Annotated in this window: 17 protein-coding genes; 11 read left to right on the top strand and 6 right to left on the bottom strand. The window is 73.1% G+C overall.

Annotation, left to right across the window (positions count from 1 at the left end):
• Together FZ103_RS25080 and FZ103_RS04620 are read left to right on the top strand one after the other, a co-directional pair.
• On the top strand, positions 1-193 hold a 193-nt coding region (locus FZ103_RS25080; RefSeq protein ID WP_222936498.1), incomplete at its 5' end, for a hypothetical protein.
• A 2,293-nt stretch (positions 194-2,486) separates the two neighbouring features.
• Positions 2,487-3,143, top strand: coding sequence for a CatB-related O-acetyltransferase (locus FZ103_RS04620; RefSeq protein WP_343233375.1), 657 nt, complete (start codon positions 2,487-2,489; stop codon positions 3,141-3,143).
• A 123-nt stretch (positions 3,144-3,266) separates the two neighbouring features.
• Here the strand turns inward: FZ103_RS04620 and FZ103_RS04615 are convergent, their stop codons facing one another.
• Together FZ103_RS04615 and FZ103_RS04610 are read right to left on the bottom strand one after the other, a co-directional pair.
• Positions 3,267-3,785, bottom strand: a complete 519-nt coding sequence (locus tag FZ103_RS04615; protein WP_155999040.1) for a Clp protease N-terminal domain-containing protein — start codon at positions 3,783-3,785, stop codon at positions 3,267-3,269.
• Between the two features lie 85 nt (positions 3,786-3,870).
• A complete protein-coding gene (locus FZ103_RS04610; RefSeq protein ID WP_155999039.1) occupies positions 3,871-5,094 on the bottom strand; it encodes an aminotransferase class V-fold PLP-dependent enzyme in 1,224 nt (407 codons plus the stop codon).
• 92 nt (positions 5,095-5,186) lie between these two features.
• On the opposite strand from FZ103_RS04610, the gene FZ103_RS04605 reads away from it, so the two are divergent.
• On the top strand, positions 5,187-6,134 hold the full coding sequence (locus FZ103_RS04605; protein ID WP_186355815.1) for a LysR family transcriptional regulator: 948 nt from the start codon (positions 5,187-5,189) through the stop codon (positions 6,132-6,134).
• A gap of 103 nt (positions 6,135-6,237) precedes the next feature.
• Here FZ103_RS04605 and FZ103_RS04600 read toward each other — a convergent pair whose 3' ends face one another.
• A complete protein-coding gene (locus tag FZ103_RS04600) occupies positions 6,238-6,933 on the bottom strand; it encodes a class I SAM-dependent methyltransferase (protein WP_155999037.1) in 696 nt (231 codons plus the stop codon).
• Positions 6,934-7,192: 259 nt separating this feature from the next.
• On the opposite strand from FZ103_RS04600, the gene FZ103_RS04595 reads away from it, so the two are divergent.
• The 6 genes from FZ103_RS04595 to FZ103_RS04570 all read left to right on the top strand — a co-directional run bounded on the left by FZ103_RS04595 (position 7,193) and on the right by FZ103_RS04570 (position 14,060).
• Positions 7,193-8,077, top strand: coding sequence for an SDR family oxidoreductase (locus FZ103_RS04595; protein ID WP_343233374.1), 885 nt, complete (start codon positions 7,193-7,195; stop codon positions 8,075-8,077).
• A 164-nt stretch (positions 8,078-8,241) separates the two neighbouring features.
• A complete protein-coding gene (locus tag FZ103_RS04590) occupies positions 8,242-8,511 on the top strand; it encodes a phosphoribosyl-ATP diphosphatase (protein WP_343233373.1) in 270 nt (89 codons plus the stop codon).
• 80 nt (positions 8,512-8,591) lie between these two features.
• Positions 8,592-9,446, top strand: coding sequence for an ATP phosphoribosyltransferase (hisG, locus tag FZ103_RS04585; protein ID WP_155999035.1), 855 nt, complete (start codon positions 8,592-8,594; stop codon positions 9,444-9,446).
• A gap of 383 nt (positions 9,447-9,829) precedes the next feature.
• Positions 9,830-11,737 carry a nucleotidyltransferase domain-containing protein gene (locus tag FZ103_RS25960; RefSeq protein WP_155999034.1) on the top strand — a complete coding sequence of 636 codons (1,908 nt, stop codon included), beginning with the start codon at positions 9,830-9,832 and terminating at the stop codon, positions 11,735-11,737.
• Positions 11,730-12,086: a hypothetical protein gene (locus FZ103_RS04575; RefSeq protein ID WP_155999033.1), complete on the top strand. Its 357-nt coding sequence runs from the start codon at positions 11,730-11,732 to the stop codon at positions 12,084-12,086. The genes FZ103_RS25960 and FZ103_RS04575 overlap by 8 nt, the downstream gene beginning before the upstream one ends.
• Before the next feature lie 1,203 nt (positions 12,087-13,289).
• Complete coding sequence (locus FZ103_RS04570) at positions 13,290-14,060, top strand: spermidine synthase (protein WP_155999032.1); 771 nt, start codon at positions 13,290-13,292, stop codon at positions 14,058-14,060.
• An 85-nt stretch (positions 14,061-14,145) separates the two neighbouring features.
• Here FZ103_RS04570 and trxA read toward each other — a convergent pair whose 3' ends face one another.
• The gene (gene trxA / locus FZ103_RS04565; protein ID WP_186355814.1) at positions 14,146-14,535 is read right to left on the bottom strand and encodes a thioredoxin; all 390 of its coding nucleotides are present in this window, start codon (positions 14,533-14,535) and stop codon (positions 14,146-14,148) included.
• A gap of 291 nt (positions 14,536-14,826) precedes the next feature.
• On the opposite strand from trxA, the gene FZ103_RS04560 reads away from it, so the two are divergent.
• Together FZ103_RS04560 and FZ103_RS04555 are read left to right on the top strand one after the other, a co-directional pair.
• Positions 14,827-15,222 (top strand): YidH family protein, encoded by a 396-nt coding sequence (locus FZ103_RS04560; protein WP_155999031.1) that lies wholly within the window; start codon positions 14,827-14,829, stop codon positions 15,220-15,222.
• Positions 15,219-15,632, top strand: a complete 414-nt coding sequence (locus FZ103_RS04555; RefSeq protein ID WP_186355813.1) for a DUF202 domain-containing protein — start codon at positions 15,219-15,221, stop codon at positions 15,630-15,632. Before FZ103_RS04560 ends, FZ103_RS04555 begins: the two co-directional genes overlap by 4 nt.
• A 122-nt stretch (positions 15,633-15,754) precedes the next feature.
• Here the strand turns inward: FZ103_RS04555 and FZ103_RS04550 are convergent, their stop codons facing one another.
• Both FZ103_RS04550 and FZ103_RS04545 read right to left on the bottom strand, forming a co-directional pair.
• Entirely contained in the window at positions 15,755-16,747 is a 993-nt protein-coding gene (locus FZ103_RS04550; RefSeq protein WP_155999030.1) for an NAD-dependent epimerase/dehydratase family protein, read from the bottom strand.
• A gap of 74 nt (positions 16,748-16,821) precedes the next feature.
• The gene (locus FZ103_RS04545; RefSeq protein ID WP_155999029.1) at positions 16,822-17,532 is read right to left on the bottom strand and encodes a PIG-L deacetylase family protein; all 711 of its coding nucleotides are present in this window, start codon (positions 17,530-17,532) and stop codon (positions 16,822-16,824) included.
• Positions 17,533-17,697 lie beyond the last annotated feature (165 nt).

Genomic DNA, 17,697 nt, shown 5'->3' with positions numbered 1-17,697 from the left:
GGGATCGGTTCGGGTGCTCGCCGGTTGGGCACCCGACGGGGGCCGCGAGGTCGGCGCGGGGTTGGGCCCGCGCGGAGCGGTTCGGGTGCTCGCCGGTTGGGCGTGCGACGGGGGCGGCGAGGGCGGCGGATGGCCGGGCTGGGCGGTCACCGGTGACTGGCGGCGGATGGCCGGGCTGGGCGGTCACCGGTGACTGGCGGCGGATGGCGGGTCGCCCGACGGGGGCGGCGAGGTCGGCGGTGGGCTTGGCCCGCGCGGAGCGGTTCGGGTGCCCGCCGGTGGCCCATGCGACGAGGCAGCGAGGTCGGCGGGTGGCTTCGCCCGTGCCCACCGGTCCGGGTGCCCGCCGGTTGGGCATGCGACGAGAGCGGCGATGGCCGACGGGGCCTGGGCTGGGCGGTGACCGGTTGCCGGCGGCGGACGGCGGGCCGCCCGACGGGGGCGGCGAGGGCGGTAGTGGGAGCCGCCTACGTCGTGTTCAAGGAGTCGGTCACCACAGGAGGTTGCGGCAATGGGGCTGTGATGCGCGAAGCGCTGTGCGCCAGCTTGCCGCCGAGCGCACGGTGCACTTTTGTGCCGGAGGTCCGCCACCGGTGGTACGGCTCCACCTGGGAAGAACCGCGTGCGCTCGGCGGCAAGCTGTGATCGCGCTTCGCGGGGCGCACCCATTGCCGCAGCCTCGGTGGTGGCCGCCGCGGGTGGTGCCCGGTGGGTTCCTGGAAGGCGGCGCCCCCGCCGTTCTGACACACGATCTGGGCGGGGGCGTTTCGGCATTTCGCCTCGCGTTGGGTCGACGATGCCCGCCGATGGTGCGCGGTGGGTGTGTGCGGCGCACCGGAGCGCCGGGTCTTCCGGGATGCGGAAGGATACCGGGGTGGTTTGCCCGGAATTCCCGGATGCGGCGGGGGTGGAGGCGGCCGGGGTGCCGCGAGGTGCGCGTTTGGATCGCTTCGGGTGCGGATCCCCGGTCCAAATGCCATGATCATCGCCGATCCGGGTCGTGCGGGCCGCCCTGGCGCCCCCGCATACCGGACATCGCGGGAGGAGTCGACGTCGCGGACGGCCCTCCGCGCGGCCGGAGGCCGCCCGGGTGGTCGCGGGGCGCGCCTCGTCGCCCCACCGCCGCCCCGAAGGTGCCGAATGTCGGGTTCCGTGACCGGTTCCCGCGTCGCCGGTGTCCGTGGGGCCGCGCTCGGTGCGACCGGGGCCAGAGCTCCGCGCGGCCGGAGGCCGCCCGGGTGGTCGCGGGGCGCGCCTCGTCGCCCCACCGCCGCCCCGAAGGTGCCGAATGTCGGGTTCCGTGACCGGTTCCCGCGTCGCCGGTGTCCGTGGGGCCGCGCTCGGTGCGACCGGGGCCAGAGCGCGTTGAATTAAACCGGGCATTCGGGGTTTCGGGTGGGGGTGCGCAGGCGGCGAGGCCCACCGGAACACCCCCCGGCGCGCCCGCCCCCGTCGCCCACCGCCCCGTCGCCCACCGCCACCGGCGCCCACCGCCACCGGCGCCCACCGCCACCGGCGCCCACCGCCACCGGCGCCCACCCGAACCGGTCCGCGCGGCCCGAGCCCTGCGCGGTCATCGCCGCCACGTCGGACGCCCAGCCATCCGCCCACACCAGCCGATGATCTCTGGCCCGAACTCCCGGTGTCCTCGCCGCCGCCGTTGTTCACCGTCACCGGCGGGCACGCGGACCGATTTGTGCGGGCTGAACTGCGCTGCCGTCGCTGCCCCCGTTGTCCACCGCAACCGGCGAGCACCCGCACCGATCCGTGCGGGTTGTGCCCCGTGCCGCCCTCGCCGCCCTCGTCGGGTGATCAACCGGCGGGCGCCCGGGGCCGATGATCACCGACCCGGACTCCGTCGGCCCTCGCTGCCTCGTCGGGCGCGTAACCGGCGGGCACCGGGGCCGGTTCGTGCGGGCTGAGCCGTGCGCGGTCGTCGCTGCCTCGTCGGGTGATCGGCCATGCGCCGACCTCATCCGGTGACCGCACAGCCCAGCTCCCCGCCGCCGTCGCCGCCCCGTCGGATGCGCAACCGGCGCCCATCCGAACCGACCCGTGCAAGCCCCGAACCCCCCGCCGACCTCGCCGCCCCCGTTGCTCACGGTCACCGGCGGGCACCCGAGCCGATTCGTGCGGGCTGAGCCCTGCGCCGCCGTCGCTGCCACGTCGCATGCTCAACGGGCGCCCCCCCGGACCGATCCGTGCGGCCCGAGACCTTCGCCGTCCTCGCCGCCCCGTCGGGTGATCGGCCATGCGTCGGCCTCGGTCGGTGGTCGCCGGCCCGGACCCCCGCAGCCCCGACCCCCGTCGGCTCGCCGGCCTCGCCGCCCCGCGGATATTGGCTTGATGGCGGCGGTAGGCCGCTCTAAGGTCGTCTGCGGCTGAGCGGGAGGTCTGCCTGCGGTACCTGGGGCATCTGCATCGGCCGCGCTCCGGCGGCCGCCATCCCGCGGCCGCGCCGCATCCATCCCGGAAGGGACCGCACCGTGCCCGCACCCGATCCGTCTCGGCTGCACCCGACGACGCGGGACGACCTGGACAACGTCGTGTTCCTGCGCAACCAGGTCACCTCGGAGTTCATCGAGGTCGGCGAGTACACCTACTACGACGACGAAGGCCGGCGCGGCCCCTTCGAGGCGGAGAACGTCTTCTACAACTACGGGCCCCAGCGCCTCGTCATCGGCAGGTTCTCCGCCATCGGTCCGGGGGCGCGGTTCCTGATGCCCGGCGGCACCCATCCGATGGCGGGGCCCTCGACCTTCCCCTTCACCATGTTCGGCGGGGAGTGGACGGAGAACACGCTGGAGGCGTTCCTGGCCATACCGGCCAAGGGGGACACGGTCATCGGCAATGACGTCTGGATCGGCCGCGAGGCGGCGGTGATGCCGGGTGTCTCCATCGGTGACGGCGCCGTGGTGGCCGCCTACAGCGTCGTCACCGCCGACGTCGAGCCCTACACCGTGGTCGGCGGCAACCCGGCGCGGACGATCCGCTCCCGCTTCGGGCCCGCGGACGTGCGGCTCCTCCTCGAAGCCCGCTGGTGGGACTGGCCGATCGAGCTGATCACCCGCCACGCCGCCGACATCATGGCCGGAACGCCCGCCCGGCTCGCCGAACTCGCCGCCCAGGCGCACGCGAGGTGAGCGGCAGGTGAAGGGCGCCGCCGGGCGCCCGGCGGGGTGCGCGGCCTGAACCGCGCGCCCTCCTCGCCGCCGGTCTCGGACTCCCGGTCGGGCTCCCGGTCGGACTCCCGATCGGACTCCCGGTCAGTTCCCGGAACCGTCCACGATTCGCTCAGCCGTGGCGCGGAGGTCCCCCGCGTCGATTCCGGAGTCGGCCAGGACGCGGCCCGCCGTCGATTCGGGGATGCGCAGAAGCCCCAGCAGCACGTGGCCGCTGTCGATGGACGTGTGCTTGCGGTCCAGGGCGACGCGGAGCGACTGCTCAAGCGCCTGCTTGCACCGCTTGGTGAAGGGGACGTGTCCGCCGCCGGTGCCCCGTAAGCGGGCCAGCAGGCCGCGCCTCCGCGGGCCGGGGCGGGGGCCGGCCCCCGCCCCGACGGGCTCGGGTTCGGACCGAGCCGGGGACAGCCGCCGGACCGCGGCGCGCAGAGTATCGGGATCGGCGCCGTGTTCGTGCAGCGCTTGCGAGCCGGTGCCCGCTCCTTCGGCCGCCAGGGCGAGCAGCAGGTGCTCGGTGCCGATATGGCGGTGCCCGATTGTGCGCGCCTCTTCCTGGGCCAGGATGACCGCCTGGCGTGCGTCTGCTGTGAACCGCTCGAACATGCGGGTTCGCCTGCCTTTCCAACGTGGTGGCGGTTTCGGCGAGCCGTGGGGTGTCGCCCGCCTGGTCGTCAATTTATGTTGACGCCTAGGTGTTGTCAACTGAAGTTGACCGACCGCGGTCCCTCGATGCGCGCTCACCCGCGCGCTCACCCGCGCGCAGTGCCGTGACGGCCTCGACCGCCCGGTCGACGTCGGACGCCGTGGTGGAGAGGTGGAAGCAGAAGCGCACCCTCCCCGCCCGCTCGGAGGCGATCACGCCGTCGCGGGCCAGCCGGTCGGCGCTGCCGGGCGGCAGCGCCACCGAGACGATCGCCGACTCGCCGGGGCCGAGCCCCAGCCCGGACCGGAACCGCGCGGCCAGCGCCAGGTTGTGTCGGTGGATCGCCTCGATGCCGACCTCCTCCAGCAACTCCAGCGCGGGCACCTGCCCGGCCCACGACGCCCAGACCGGCGGCAGGTCGAATCTGCGCGCGTCCTCGGCCAGCCGCAGCGGTCCGCCGTAGATCGAGTCCCAGATCTCGGCGCCCGCGTACCAGCCCGCCGCCAGCGGCGGCAGGTCGGCCAGGGCCTCGGGCGTGCCCGCCAGAAAGCAGGTGCCGCGGGGCGCGAGCAGCCACTTGAAGGCGCTGCAGACCAGCAGGTCGATCCGGTCGGCCGGCAGCGGCAGCCAGCCGGCGGCCTGAGTGGCGTCGACCAGCGTCCGCGCGCCGTTCGCCGCGGCGGCCGCCACCAGTTCGGCCAGCGGTGCGAGGGCGCCGTCCGCCGACTGCACGGCCGAGACGGCGACGAGGTCCGTCGACGGCCGCACGGCCGCGGCCAGCTCCTCCAGCGGGACCAGGCGCACGCGCACCCCGCGCTCCTGCTGCGCCAGCAGCGGGAACAGCAGCGAGGTGAAGTCGCGGTCGCAGGCCACCACCTCGGCGCCGTCGGGCAGAGAGGCGGCGACCAGGCCCACGAACTGCGAGGTGTGCGAGCCCGCGGCGACGCGGTCGGGGGTCAGCCCCAGCAGGCGGGCGAAGGCGGCGCGCGATTCGGTCAGGGCGGCGCCCATGTCTTCCATGGACAGCCGGCCGACCGCGCGATCGCGCTCGGCGCGCAGCGCCGCCTCGTGCGCTGCCCGCGGCGGCAGTCCGTAGCTGGCGGTGTCCAGATACGCGGTTCCGGTGCCCGCGGTGGCGAAGCGGTCGGCGACGCCGGCGGGCAGCAGGCCGCCGGGCACGGCGCGTTCGCCGGCCGCGGCCCCGCTCGATGCGCGGATGCCCACCGCCCGCTCGTAACCGCCGTGTCCCTCGATGCCGTGGTCGTCCATGCCTCGATCCTGCGCCCGCTCCGGCCCAAGGACAATCGGAACTCTTCCGCACGACCCCAAGAAAACTTCGATACCGCTGCTACCGTGCTGCCGTGTTCGAACTGCACCGGCTGCGCGTGCTGCGCGAGGTCGCCCGCCTCGGCTCGATGAGCGCGGCCGCCGCGGCGCTGTGCTACAGCCAGCCGGCGATCTCGCACCACATCTCCCGGCTGGAGGCCGAGGCCGGCACCCCGCTGGTCGTGCGCCACGCGCGCGGGGTGCGCCTGACCGAAGCGGGCCGGGTCCTGGTGGAGCACGCCGACAGCGCCCTGGCCGCGCTCGCCGAGGCCGACGAGAAGGTCGCGGCCATCGCCGGCCTGCGCGCCGGGCGGGTGCGCCTGGCGGCGTTCCCGACGGCGGTCTCGGGGTTCGTGCCCGAGGCGCTGGCCGCCCTCCGCCGGCGGGCCCCGGACGTGCGGGTCGAGCTGGCCGAGGCCGAGCCCGCCGCGGCGTTCGCGGCGCTGCGGAGCGGCGAGGCCGACATCGCGGTCGCCTTCGACTACGCGGAGACCCCCGGCGACGCCGACGAGCGGCTGCGGTCCGTCCCCCTGCTGCGCGACCCGGTCCTGCTGGCCGTGCCCGATGGGCATCCGGCCGCGGCGGCCGAGCGGCCGCACCTGGGCGACCTCGCCGGTGCGGCCTGGGCCTCGGGATGCGAGCGGTGCCGCGGCCACCTGGAGTTCCGGTGCCGCGCAGCGGGCTTCGAGCCGCGGATCGACTTCGCCACCGACCAGTACGTGGCCGTGCAGCGGCTGGTGGCCTGCGGCTTGGCGGTCTCCGCGCTGCCCGCCCTGGCCTTCGCCTGCCACAGTGAACCGGGCGTCGTCCGACTCGCCCTGCCGGAACTCGGCTCGCGCCGGATCTTCGCGGCGGTGACAGCGGGACCGCAGCCGCCGGCGGTCGCCGCGATGCTGGACGAACTCGCCGCGGCCGCGAGCCCGCCGGCCGCGGCCGGCCCCGGCACGGCCCCCGCTGAGGCCGGCGGCTCCCGGGCGGTGTGACCGGGCCCGGAACCGCCCAGGCGCGCGGCGCGGCCACCGAGGAGGCGCGCACGGGCGCGGCCCGCCGCGGGAGGCGGCGGGGCGGGGTCCGGCCGGGCGAGCGTCAGTCCTCGGCGGGCTTGCGCAGGTGGTGGATCCAGGCCGGGGGCAGATTGGCGAGAACCCGTTCGGTGCCGATCCCGTAGCGGTTGACCCACTCCTCGACGACCCAGCTGGAGCGGGCCTGGCGCAGGTAGTCCTCGCGGGGGGCGACGACCGCCTTGACCTGCTTGGTGTAGAGGTAGCCGAACAGGGAGACGTGGCCGCCGGGCCGCAGCACGGAGAAGTAGTACTCCAGGATCTCGCGGACCTCCTCCGCCGTGAAGTTGGCGAAGGGCAGCCCGGAGACGATGACGTCGTAGCGCCGGTCGGGGCCCAGATCGGTCACCAGCATCTGGTGCACGGTCGCGCTGTCGGCGATGGGGTTCAGTTCCGGATCGGAGGCGAGCAGGTCGGCCAGGCGCCCGGCGAACTCCGGGTTGGACTCCACCAGGTCGATGGTGTCGCCCTTGCGCATGTGCTGGGCGATCACCCGGGAGACGGCTCCGGTGCCTGCTCCGGCCTCCATGATCGAGAGCTGGGCGTCGGGGTCCTCGCGCTGGTCGATGTAGCGGGCCAGCGCGTGTCCGAGGGCGCGGCTGCTGGGAGCCACCGCGCCCGTGGCGCGGAAGGTGCGGATCGCCTGCCGGATGAAGAGCCCGGCGTCGCGGAGCCGCGAATCGAGACCTGTTGACTGCAGTGGATTCTGTGGGGCTGCCATGCTTGAACGGTAGTGGCTCCCGCCCTAAGCCGCGGGTTAGCCGGGCCGGTGTGTGGCGTGGAACACTCCGGCGCAGCCCGACGGGGCGGCCGGCCCCTCGGACGAATCCGATCGGGCGGGCGCCGCGCACCTTCGACACCGCGAGAAGATCGCAGGCAGGAGCCGCAGGGGCCCGGCGCCGGGCGGGGCGGGGCCGTCCCGGCGCACGCGCCGCCGGACCCGCCAGGGCCCGCGCCATCCGGAAAGAGAAGGAGCAGCAGTGAGCCAAGACCCCACCGGATCCGCACCCGCCGCATCCGGCGAGCGCCGCCACCGCCGGACCGCGCTGGTCACCGGCGCCTCCTCGGGCATCGGCGAGGAGTTCGCGCGCCGGCTCGCCCGCGGCGGATACGACCTGGTCCTGGTCGCGCGCCGCGCGGAGCGCATCGAGGAGCTCGCTGGGGAGCTGACGGGGCGGTGCGGGATCGCGGCCACCGCGCTGCCCGCCGACCTCGCCGGCACGGACGGCCTCGCCCGCGTGGCGGAGCGGTTGCGCGCCGACGGGGCGGGCGGCGCCGCACCGATCGACCTGCTCGTCAACAACGCCGGCACGGGCGGGGGCGGCGAGTTCGCGCGCCAGGATCCCGACGAGATCGACACGCTGGTGGACCTCAACATCCGCGCGGTCCTCCACCTGGCCCGCGCGGTCGTCCCCGTGCAGATCGAGCGCCGCCGGGCCGGGCTCGCCGCGGGAGCGCGGCCCTACACCGGCGTCATCAACATCTCCTCGCTGGCCGGGGAGCTGGCGGCCAACCCCAAGGGGGCCGTCTACAGTGCGACGAAGGCCTTCGTCCGGCAGTGGAGCGAGAGTCTGGCCGCGGAGGCCGCCGGCCGGGGAGTCCGCGTCACGGCCGTGCTGCCCGGCTACGTGCGCACGGAGATGACCCGCGGCGTGCAGGACAAGGGCCTGCCCGACCTCGCGTTCGTGCCCAAGGAGCGGGTGGTCGCCGAGTCCCTGCGCGCCTGGGCCGCCGGGCGGACCCTGGTCGTGCCCGGGGTGCAGTACAAGGCCGCTGAAGGCCTGCTCCGGCTGCTCCCCCGGACACTGCTCAAGACGGCCGCGCGCCGCAGCAGCGACCGGGAGGTGCTGCGCGAGCCGGAGTGACCGCAGCCGCCGCGCGCAGCCCCGAGCGTGTGCAACCGCACGGGCGGGGCATCGGCGCCCGTGCCCGACGGTGCGCCGCCGCCGGGCACCCGCCGCGGGGCCGCCCGAGGTCACGAGCGGGGACTCCGGGCGCCTAGGCTAGGAGGGCACGCCGCCTGAGGAAAGTGATCATGAAGACCTTCGATGAGCTGTTCGCCGAGCTGTCCGAGAAGGCGCGCTCGCGCCCCGAGGGCTCGGGCACGGTCGCGGCCCTGGACGCGGGCGTGCACGCTATCGGCAAGAAGGTCGTCGAAGAGGCCGCCGAGGTGTGGATGGCCGCCGAGTACGAGTCGGACGAAGCCGCCGCCGAGGAGATCTCCCAGCTGCTCTACCACCTCCAGGTGCTGATGCTGGCGCGCGGGCTGCGCCTCGGGGACGTCTACCGGCATCTGTAGGCCGGTCCGGGCACGTTGCCGCCCGCGGCCGGCCGCGCCAGCGCCCTGCTCGAAGCCGACGCTCAACCGAGGACCCCTTCATGGCTGACATGCTCCGAATCGCCGTGCCCAACAAGGGCCAGCTCGCCGAACCCGCCAGCGCCATGCTCCGCGAGGCGGGCTACCGCCAGCGCAAGGACTCCCGCGACCTGGTCATGGTCGATCCCGAGAACGAGGCCGAGTTCTTCTTCCTGCGGCCCAAGGACATCGCCGTCTACGTCGGCGAGGGCATCCTGCAGGCCGGCATCACCGGCCGCGACATGCTGCTGGACTCCGGCGCGCCCGTCGAGGAGGCGCTGGCGCTGGGGTTCGGCGGATCGACGTTCCGCTTCGCCGCGCGCGGCGGCGCCGAGATGACCGTCGAAGACCTCAAGGGCAAGCGCATCGCCACCTCGTTCGAGGGGCTGCTGGAGCGCTACCTGAGCGAGCGCGGCATCGACGCGCGCGTCATCCACCTCGACGGGGCCGTGGAGAGCTCCATCCAGCTGGGCGTGGCCGACGCCGTCGCCGACGTGGTCTCGACCGGGACGACGCTGCGCAACGCCGGGCTGGAGCTGTTCGGCGAGCCGATCCTCACCTCCGAGGCCGTGGTGATCCGCCCGCGCGGCGCCGAGGAGGACCCCAAGATCGAGCAGCTGCTGCGCCGGCTGCGCGGCGTGCTGGTGGCGCGCGACTACGTGATGATGGACTACGACGTCCACGCCGAGCAGCTCGACGACGCTGTGGCGCTCACCCCCGGCATGGAGGGCCCGACCGTCTCGCCGCTGCACCGCGAGGGCTGGGTGGCCGTGCGGGCCATGGTCCCGCGCGCGGCCGCCCAGCGCATCATGGACGACCTCTGGGAGCTGGGCGCCCGCGCGATCCTGGTGACCGACATCTACGCCTGCCGCCTGTGAGCCCGGGTCGGCGGTGAGCCCTGCGGGGGCGCGCCGCCGCCGGCTCCGCTCGCGCCGTCCGCATGAGGGGCGGTGCGAGCCCGATCGCCTCCGCCGGCGCGGACGGCCGCGCTGCGCCCGCGGTTCCCGCCGGATCCGGTCACACACCCCTATCAGCGCCTCAGCGCCGCGTCCGCTTCCGGACGCGCCGAGACCTCGCTCCGCTGTCGCGGATTCCGCACTATGGAACGCGGACCGCCTGCCCGGCCGTCGATCGCGAATCCGCCCCGCCCCCGCGGGAGTGCGGACGCGGGCGGGCGCGGCGGGCCACCGGAACACGACTTCATCGGCCCGCCCTGGGGACCCCCAGACGGGACCGCTGACCGACCCGTGGTGGTGTCGCGGTGAGCGAAGGCCTGATCGATCCGAGCGCGATTCCGATTCCCCAGGTCGAACCCGAGGACCTGCGCACCGCAGCCGCGGCGCTGAAGGGCGACGGCGGCGACATCTCCCAAGCGGGCCAGGACATCAAGTCCGCCTGGCAGGGGCTCGAAGGGATCTACTCCGCGCCCGAGGACGGCGTCCTGTTCGCGGCCATCGAGCCCGTGGCGGCCAAGGGCGACGAGTTCGACGGGGCGGTCTCCTGGGCCGCGGCCGCCCTGGAGACCTTCGCCGACGAGGCCGAGCGGATCAAAGGGCGGCTTGAAGGCCTCAAGGCCGACGCGCAGTCGTTCCTGGAGGACATCGAGGGCGACGACGACTGGCGCGAGGACGAGGACAAGGTCAATGAGCACAACGCGCTGAACGACGACGTCCTGGCCGCCCTCAACGAGTACATGGAGGCCGAGCGCAACTGCGCCAACGCCATCACGGCGCTGTTCGGCGGCACCAGGTTCGTGGCCACCGCACCGGGCGAGGAGGGCTCGGTCGGCGCGGACGAGCAGGCCCACGGCTATACCGAGGTGCCCGAAGGCGTGCAGACGCCGTGGGCCACGCCCCAGGAGCACGACGCGCCGTGGTGGGAGGACGTCGGCAACGGCATCAAGGACTTCGCCGTGGGCTTCGTCGAAGACCTCGGCGCCTTGACCGGGGTCTACGGCCAGGACGGCTGGAAGGGCCTCAACGACTGGGGCGTGTGGTGGGAGAACATCAAGACCAACTGGGGCGGCATGGCCAACGGCCTCGGCAGCCTGGTCGGGTTTTACGGCGAGGACGGCTGGGGGGTGAGCTCCTTCGGCGAGTGGTGGGGCAACTTCTCCACCGGGTGGACCGAGTTCGCCCACGCGATCGTGCCCTGGCGGGAGTGGGGCGACCGGCCGGGCTATGTGATCACCCAGGGCGCGCTCAACATCGGCAGCATGTTCGTGGGCGTCGGGGTGTACAAGGCCCTGGTCAAGGGCTCGCGCGCGGCCGGCGGCGACGGCTCGGACGGCTCGAACGGCGACTCCGACTCCTCGCAGCAGGACATCGACACCCAGAGCTTGCAGCAGGTCGGCGACGGGCCCGGGCAGACCACGCACGACCTGCAGGACCGGCTGGACGAGATGGGCATCGACGAGGGGCGGCTGGACGGTCTCCAGGAGTCCCTGGACGAGGCCGAGGGATTCGAGGCCCAGCCCAGCCCGGTCGGGGGCGGTGATCCGATCGACGCCGGCGGCGACGCCCCGCACGGAGGAGGAGGCGGCTCCGGGGGCGACGGGTCCGCCGGCGGGGATACCGGGACCGGCGGCGACGGCTCGGTCGGCGATCACACCGGCTCCGACTCGGACGGATCCGAGGGGCCCGGCGACGACGGTCCTTCCGATGGCGGTGACACCCCTGAGGGCGACGGCGACACCGGCGGTGCGGAGGATTCTCCGGAGTCCGCGGAAGAAAGCTTCCCGGACTACGACGGCCCCAAGTATTCGGACTTGGAGGTACCCCAAGGGCTTACCCCGGAGCAGTTCGCCGGAATGACGGAGGAACTGCGCAACACGGTGGGGCATTTGGACGGGGAGATAGTCGTCCAGGGCAGCCGTGCGACGGGGACGGCGAAAGAGGCGTCCGACATCGACATCGGAATCCGCATCGACCCGGAGCGGTTCGAGGAGCTGGTCGCCGAGCGCTTCGGCTCTCCCAATCCGGGAAGCGCCAAGGAGCGGACGATGATGCACGCGCTGGAGACCGGTAAGATCCAGGCAGGCGAAGCAGGGCTGCGTGCGCTGCGAAAGCGGCTGGAGGCGATGCTCGGTATGGAGGTCGACGTCTCGGTCATCAGCGAAGGCGGCCAGTTCGACAGGCCTCCCTTTATCAAGGTGGACGGGGATGCCTGACAAGGAATACGACTACTGCAAAATCTATGTGGACGGGATCTCCCTCGAAGATCTCCAGTCCTTCATGGCCGATATGTTCGGGGGGCGCTTCGAGGTGCGAACCATGTACCTCGACGGCTACTCGATCGATGTCCGCAACAACCCGAGCGTTGTCGGAGAGGGGGACGGCGGGTTCGTCGAATGGCCGCTGCTCGTCGAGTTCGACGCCGACGGCGGTGTTTCGGACGAGGCCGCTGTGCGGACCGTTGCGCGGATCCTGAACGGGCTCTGGGAAAACGGCCTGCAGGCGGTCGCCTCCTGCGACTTCGAGGACGAGCTCCCGTGGAGCGGCGGCATCGCCCGCCTCTAGGTCGTGTTTAAGAACGGCGGGGGCGCCGCTTGCCAGGAACCCCCCCCCGGGTACCACCTGGGGCGGTGACCATCGGGGTTGCGGCAATGGGCGTGTCTCGCGTAGCGCGGCCCGCCCGCCCGTCAGCCCGCCGCCACCCCAACGGAGACGCTGCGCGTCACGTGTTTGCTTGCCGCCGAGCGCACGCGATCCTTTCCAGGTGGAGCCGTGCCACCGGTGGCGGACCTCCGGCGCGAAAGTGCACCGCCGCTCGGCGGCAAGCTGGCGCGCAGCGCTTCGCGCATCACAGCCCCATTGCCGCAACCTCCTGGGGTGACCGACTTCTTAAACAGGACGTAGGCCGTGTCTAAGAACGACGGGGGCGCCGCTTTCCGGAACCCCCCGGGCACCACCTGGGGCGGCCACCATCGAGGTTGCGGCAATGGGCGCGTCTCGCGTAGCGCGGTCGCAGCTTGCCGCCGAGCGCACGCTGAGCTTGGCGGGTGGAGCCGCACCACCGGTGGCGGGCCTCCGGCACACAGGTGCACCGCCGCTCGGCGGCAAGCTGGCGTCAGCGCTTCGCGCATCACAGCCCCATTGCCGCAGCCTCTCGGGTTCCGGCTGCGCGTGGTTCTCGGGGGTTCCTCAGCGGCGCCACAGCGAGGAACCCCCGGGATCCACACGAAACGGCCACCATCGAGGTTGCGGCAATGGGCGTGTCTCGCGTAGCGCGGCCCGCCCGTCAGCCCACCACCACCCCAACGGAGACGCTGCGCGTCACGTGTTTCCTTGCCGCCGAGCGCACGCGGTTCTTCCCAGGTGGAGCCGCACTACCGGTGGCGGGCCTCCGGCACACAAGTGCGCCGTGCGCTCGGCGGCAAGCCGGCTCTGAATAGATACGTGGCGCGAAGCGCCTCCGCTGGGGCGGTGGCGGGTGACGGGCACGATGGGCTCGTGGCGCGCAGCGCCTCCGTTAGGGGCGGTGGCGGGTGACGGGTGGGATTCGCGCATCACAGCCCCATTGCCGCAGCCGCTGTGGTGTCCGGCTTCTTGAACAGGACGTAGACGCAGCCCTGCGGCTCCGGATGCGTCGGGGACGCGATCGACGCCGGCCCCAGGTGAGGCCCGTCGGCTGTGCGGCACGCGGCCGACCGGGCGCGGTGTGGTGTGGGTAGGATCCACCCCGGCGGGGGTGGTGTGCGCCCCGCGTTGCGACCTGGAGTGATGCCGACGCACGAGGAGGACCCCGTGGACACCGCCGCGGCCCCGCTCGCGGGTTTCGGACCCGAGCCGGTGGTCGTCGACCGCACGACCGGTGCCACCGGTGGGGAGCTGGTGCTGCGGCGGGCCGGTGAGCACTTCGAGATCATCAGCAACGGGGTGTTCCTGATGGACACCCGCGACGGCGCGTCGGAGCGGGAGATGGTGCGGGCCTGCCTGGCGGCACTGCCGGAGGCGGCGGACCGCGCCGGACCGGACGTGCGGGTGCTGATCGGCGGCCTGGGGGTCGGATTCTCCGCACGGGAGGCGCTGGACGACGCGCGGGTGGAGCACGTGCGCGTGGTCGAGCTGGAGCCCTCGGTGGTGGACTGGCACCGCGGCCCCCTCGGGGCGGCGGCGGGCGAACCCCTCGCCGACCCGCGGTGCGAGGTGGTGTGCGCGGATCTCGTCGCCTGGCTCGCCGAAGCGGCCGAGGCCGCCTCGCGCGGCGGACCCTGGGCCGACGCCGTGTGCCTGGACACCGACAACGGCCCCGACTGGACCGTGGTCGAAGGCAACGGCCGGCTCTACACCGCCGACACCCTGGCGAAGCTGCGGCGGCTGCTGCGGCCGGGCGGGGTCGCCGCGTTCTGGAGCGCCATGCGCGCGCCCGCCTTCGCCGAGCTGCTGGCCCGCGAGTTCGGCGCCGTCGAAACGGTCGAGGTCCCCGCGCGCGCCGGCGAGCCCGACATCATCTACCTCGTCCGCACGGGCACCGGCCCGGCTGCCGGCTAGCGCCGTCCCGCTCCCGCTGCCGGGGCGGTCCCGGCACGACGAAGGGGGCGCACCGCAGCGGCGCGCCCCCTTGCCGAGCAGCGGCTCATCCGGCGTCGGCCTGGGCCTCGCCGTTGGACTGCTGCTTCTCGATCTCCTTGCGGACCTCGTCCATGTCCAGTTCGCGGGCCTGGCGAATGAGGTCCTCCAGGCTCTCCTTCGGCAGCGCGCCCGGCTGCGCGTAGATCACCGTCTTGTCGCGGACCACCATCAGCGTGGGGATGGACTGGATGTCGAAGCTGGCGGCCAACTCCTGCTGGTCCTCGGTGTCGACCTTGGCGAACACCAGGTCGTCGTGCTTCTCGGAGGCCTCTTCGTAGACCGGGGCGAACTGCCGGCACGGTCCGCACCAGGACGCCCAGAAGTCGATGAGAACGAAGTCGTTCTCCGTCAGGGTCTCGTTGAAGTTGTCCTTGGTGAGTTCGATCGTGGCCACGAAGTCTCCTGCTGACGGGTCGGTTGCGTGTTACCTCGTAGAGCGGTCCTGCCCGCTGATTTGTTCCGCAAGCATCGACGGCGGCACAGATGCGCGCGTGTGCGGGGTAGCGGGGCACCGTGACCGCCCGCGACCGGTCGAGCCCTGGTCCCTGCTCGCCGACATACCCGACAAAACACGCGTTGAATACCGGTTTGGGAGGAATATGCGGAGGTCACTACTGTCGTAGCCGTAGCGGGAGCATGATCGGCACCGGCCGCCCCGGGGGCGGCCGCGGACGGAAGGCGGGGGATGGCCGCGGGGAGTGACCCCTCGACCGGGGGAGTGCAGACCGGCGACGAGCGTTCGGGCGGGTCCCGGGGCGTCGAGCCGGACTACCGGTTCACCCTGGCCAACGAGCGCACGTTCCTGGCCTGGATCCGCACCGCGCTGGCGCTGATCGCCGGCGCCGTGGCGGTGCTGCACCTCGTTCCGCTGGACTGGCATGCCGGGGTGCAGTTGGCGATCGGGCTCGCCCTCACCGGCCTGGCGATCGTCATCACCGTCTACGCGCCGCTGCGCTGGCTCAGCGTGCAGAAGGCGATGCGGCGCGGCCGGCCGCTGCCCATGAGCGCCCTGCCCGTCATAACCGCCGTCGGCGTGGCGCTGGTGTGCGGGGTCGTGCTGATCGGGAGCTACTGGCTGTGACCGGGACCGAGCCCCGCCAACCGGGCCCCCGGCGGCCGCGGGAGCGGGGCGTCCGCAGCAGCAGCGCCGCCGGCCTGCAGGCCGAGCGCACCCTTCTCGCCTGGCAGCGGACCCTGATCCTGCTCTTCGCCGTTGCACTGCTGCATCTGCGCGACGCGCTGCAGAACGGCGGGGCTCAGCCGGGCGACGGCGCGTGGTACCGGCTGCTTCCGGCGATGGTCCTGCTGGTGGCGCTGGGCGTCCTGGTCGTGCACCTGCGCCGCCGATGGCGCACCACCGACCACGGCGTGCACGACGACCGCACGGGCCGCCCGCCCGCCCCGGTGGCCCGCCCGTGGGCGCTGGTCCTGGTAAGCGCCGTCTCCGGGGTGCTCGCGGTCGGCGTGGCGGTGAGCACGCTACCGGCCTAGTGGGCTGACCCGGCGTTTTCCGGGCTCCATGCGCCCGGTGAATGCACCGATAGCCGGCGGCGTTTCGCGGCGGTGGCCGAGGGCCGGACAGCGGGAGTCCGGCCCGGCGCCTCCGGATTCGGTCAGGAGGCCAGCGCAGCCTGGGGCTGCGAAGGGACGGCCCGCTTGTGCTCGATGATGGAGTTGACGATGTCGTCCAGCCCCCACCGGGGCTCGTAGTCGATGAGGGCGCCGGCCAGCGAGATGTCGGGCATGCGTCGCCGCATGTCCTCGTAGCCCTCGCCGTAGGCCTCCTCGTAGGGCACGTAGTGCAGTTCGCTGGCAGAGCCGGTGAGTTCGACCACGCGCCGGGCCAGGTCGGAGATGGAGACCTCCTCCAGTCCGCCGAGGTTCACGGCCCGGTTGTAGGCGGCCGGGGCCTCCAGCAGGCGGACCATGGCCGGCACCACGTCGAACACCGAGCCGAAGCAGCGCCGCTGTGTGCCCTCGCCGTGGACGGTGATCGGCTCGCCGGCCAGCGCCTGGTCGACGAAGCGGGGCACCACCATGCCGTAGCGGCCGGTCTGGCGCGGGCCGACGACGTTGAAGAGCCTGGTGATGACGCAGGGCAGGCCCGAGTCGCCGCCGTGGACGTAGGCGATGAGCTCGTCGAGCCCCTTCGCCGCGGCATAGGACCAGCGGCTCTTCAACGGCGAGCCCAGAACGCGGTCGGAGTCCTCGCCGAGCCCGTCGGCGTCGTTCTTGCCGTAGACCTCGCTGGTCGAGGCGACGAGGTAGCGGGCGCCGTGCTTCACGGCGGCCTCGACGACGTTCTCGGTGCCGTGCATGTTGGTGCGCAGGGACTCCAGCGGCTTGTCCACGATCGTGTGCACGCCGACCGCGGCGGCCAGGTGGAACACGGTGTCGCCGGTGGCGACCACCTCGTCGACGAGCGCTTTGTCCAAAACCGAGCCTTTCACCAGCTCGAAGCGCGAGTGCCCGTTGAGCTGCTCCAGATTGGACTCGGAGCCCGTCGACATGTCGTCCAAGGCGACGACCTCGTGCCCCTGGCCGATCAGATGGTCGCATAGATGCGATCCGATGAATCCGGCTCCGCCGGTCACAACGGCTTTCAACTTGCCTCCCCGTCTCAAGGGTGCTCGGTGGGATACGCGGTTTCCGTGGTGCGGGGCGGCGGTCCGAGGAGTCCTCAGGCCAGCCAGCGCATCGCGTGATAGCCCTCAGCGAATGCGACCCCGCCTTGCATCCCGCGCAGCACGGCCAGGCTCCTGAGAGTGAGCTCGGACCGCGTGTGCGGGTGGTCGTGGATCTGGCTGCCGTACAGCCGCATGGCGTCGATCTTGGCGTCGATGGCGGCCTCGTCCAGCTCGACCAGCATGTTCGGCGCCGCGGCGGCCTCCTGGCGCCACTGGTCGGCGGCCTCCTCGTAGGCGAGCACGAGGCACGGGTGATGGCGCCGCCGGATGTCGGACGGCCGCAGCGCGGTGTGCACCGCCTCGGCCGCCGCCTGGTGGTCCTGGTTGTAGCTCAGCCGGTGCGGAGCCAGGACCACGGTCGGCTCGACGGCCGCGATGGAGAGCGGGCTGAGCCGCTCGACGGTGTTGGCGATCTCGAAGCGCGGTACCGCGTCGAGTCTGAGGTGGTAGTCGTCGCCGGGAAAGGCGATGTGCCAGTCGTCCCAGCGGAAGTGGTCGGCGACCTCCTTGATCTCGCCCACCCGCTCGCTGGCGGTGGAGAACCCCTTGTCGGAGATGTCGGCGGTGTCGCCGACGGTGAGGAACTGCACGTAGACCTCGGCCCCGGCGGTCTTCGCCTTGTGCAGAAGACCGCCGCAGCCCAGGACTTCGTCGTCGGGATGCGGAGCGATGGCCAGGAGTCGCTGCTTGGACCAGTCGAACATATGCGTCCTTCAGGGGATCTGCGGATACGAGGTAGGCAGCGCCGGTGCCGCACCCGCCGGTCGGGGCGGGCGTGTCGCCGGTGCGGCCGGAACCGCGGCACGGTGCTGCTTTCAGGTGCGGGTGGGTGCCGGGCCCGGGGCGGTCGGATGCCGACGGGTCCGGGC

The sequence above is a fragment of the Streptomonospora sp. PA3 genome, assembly GCF_009728995.1.
GTDB lineage: Bacteria > Actinomycetota > Actinomycetes > Streptosporangiales > Streptosporangiaceae > Streptomonospora.
This window is presented reverse-complemented; position numbering and strand designations above follow the sequence as displayed.

What these genes read in the sequence shown, in the direction of transcription:
- FZ103_RS04545 (WP_155999029.1), bottom strand. Translation starts at nt 17,532, where the DNA reads ATGTTCGACTGGTCCAAGCAGCGACTCCTGGCCATCGCTCCGCATCCC.
- FZ103_RS04615 (WP_155999040.1), bottom strand. Translation starts at nt 3,785, where the DNA reads ATGTTCGAGCGGTTCACAGCAGACGCACGCCAGGCGGTCATCCTGGCC.
- FZ103_RS04600 (WP_155999037.1), bottom strand. Translation starts at nt 6,933, where the DNA reads ATGGCAGCCCCACAGAATCCACTGCAGTCAACAGGTCTCGATTCGCGG.
- FZ103_RS04610 (WP_155999039.1), bottom strand. Translation starts at nt 5,094, where the DNA reads ATGGACGACCACGGCATCGAGGGACACGGCGGTTACGAGCGGGCGGTG.
- FZ103_RS04570 (WP_155999032.1), top strand. Translation starts at nt 13,290, where the DNA reads ATGCCGACGCACGAGGAGGACCCCGTGGACACCGCCGCGGCCCCGCTC.
- hisG (WP_155999035.1), top strand. Translation starts at nt 8,592, where the DNA reads ATGGCTGACATGCTCCGAATCGCCGTGCCCAACAAGGGCCAGCTCGCC.
- FZ103_RS04560 (WP_155999031.1), top strand. Translation starts at nt 14,827, where the DNA reads ATGGCCGCGGGGAGTGACCCCTCGACCGGGGGAGTGCAGACCGGCGAC.
- FZ103_RS04575 (WP_155999033.1), top strand. Translation starts at nt 11,730, where the DNA reads ATGCCTGACAAGGAATACGACTACTGCAAAATCTATGTGGACGGGATC.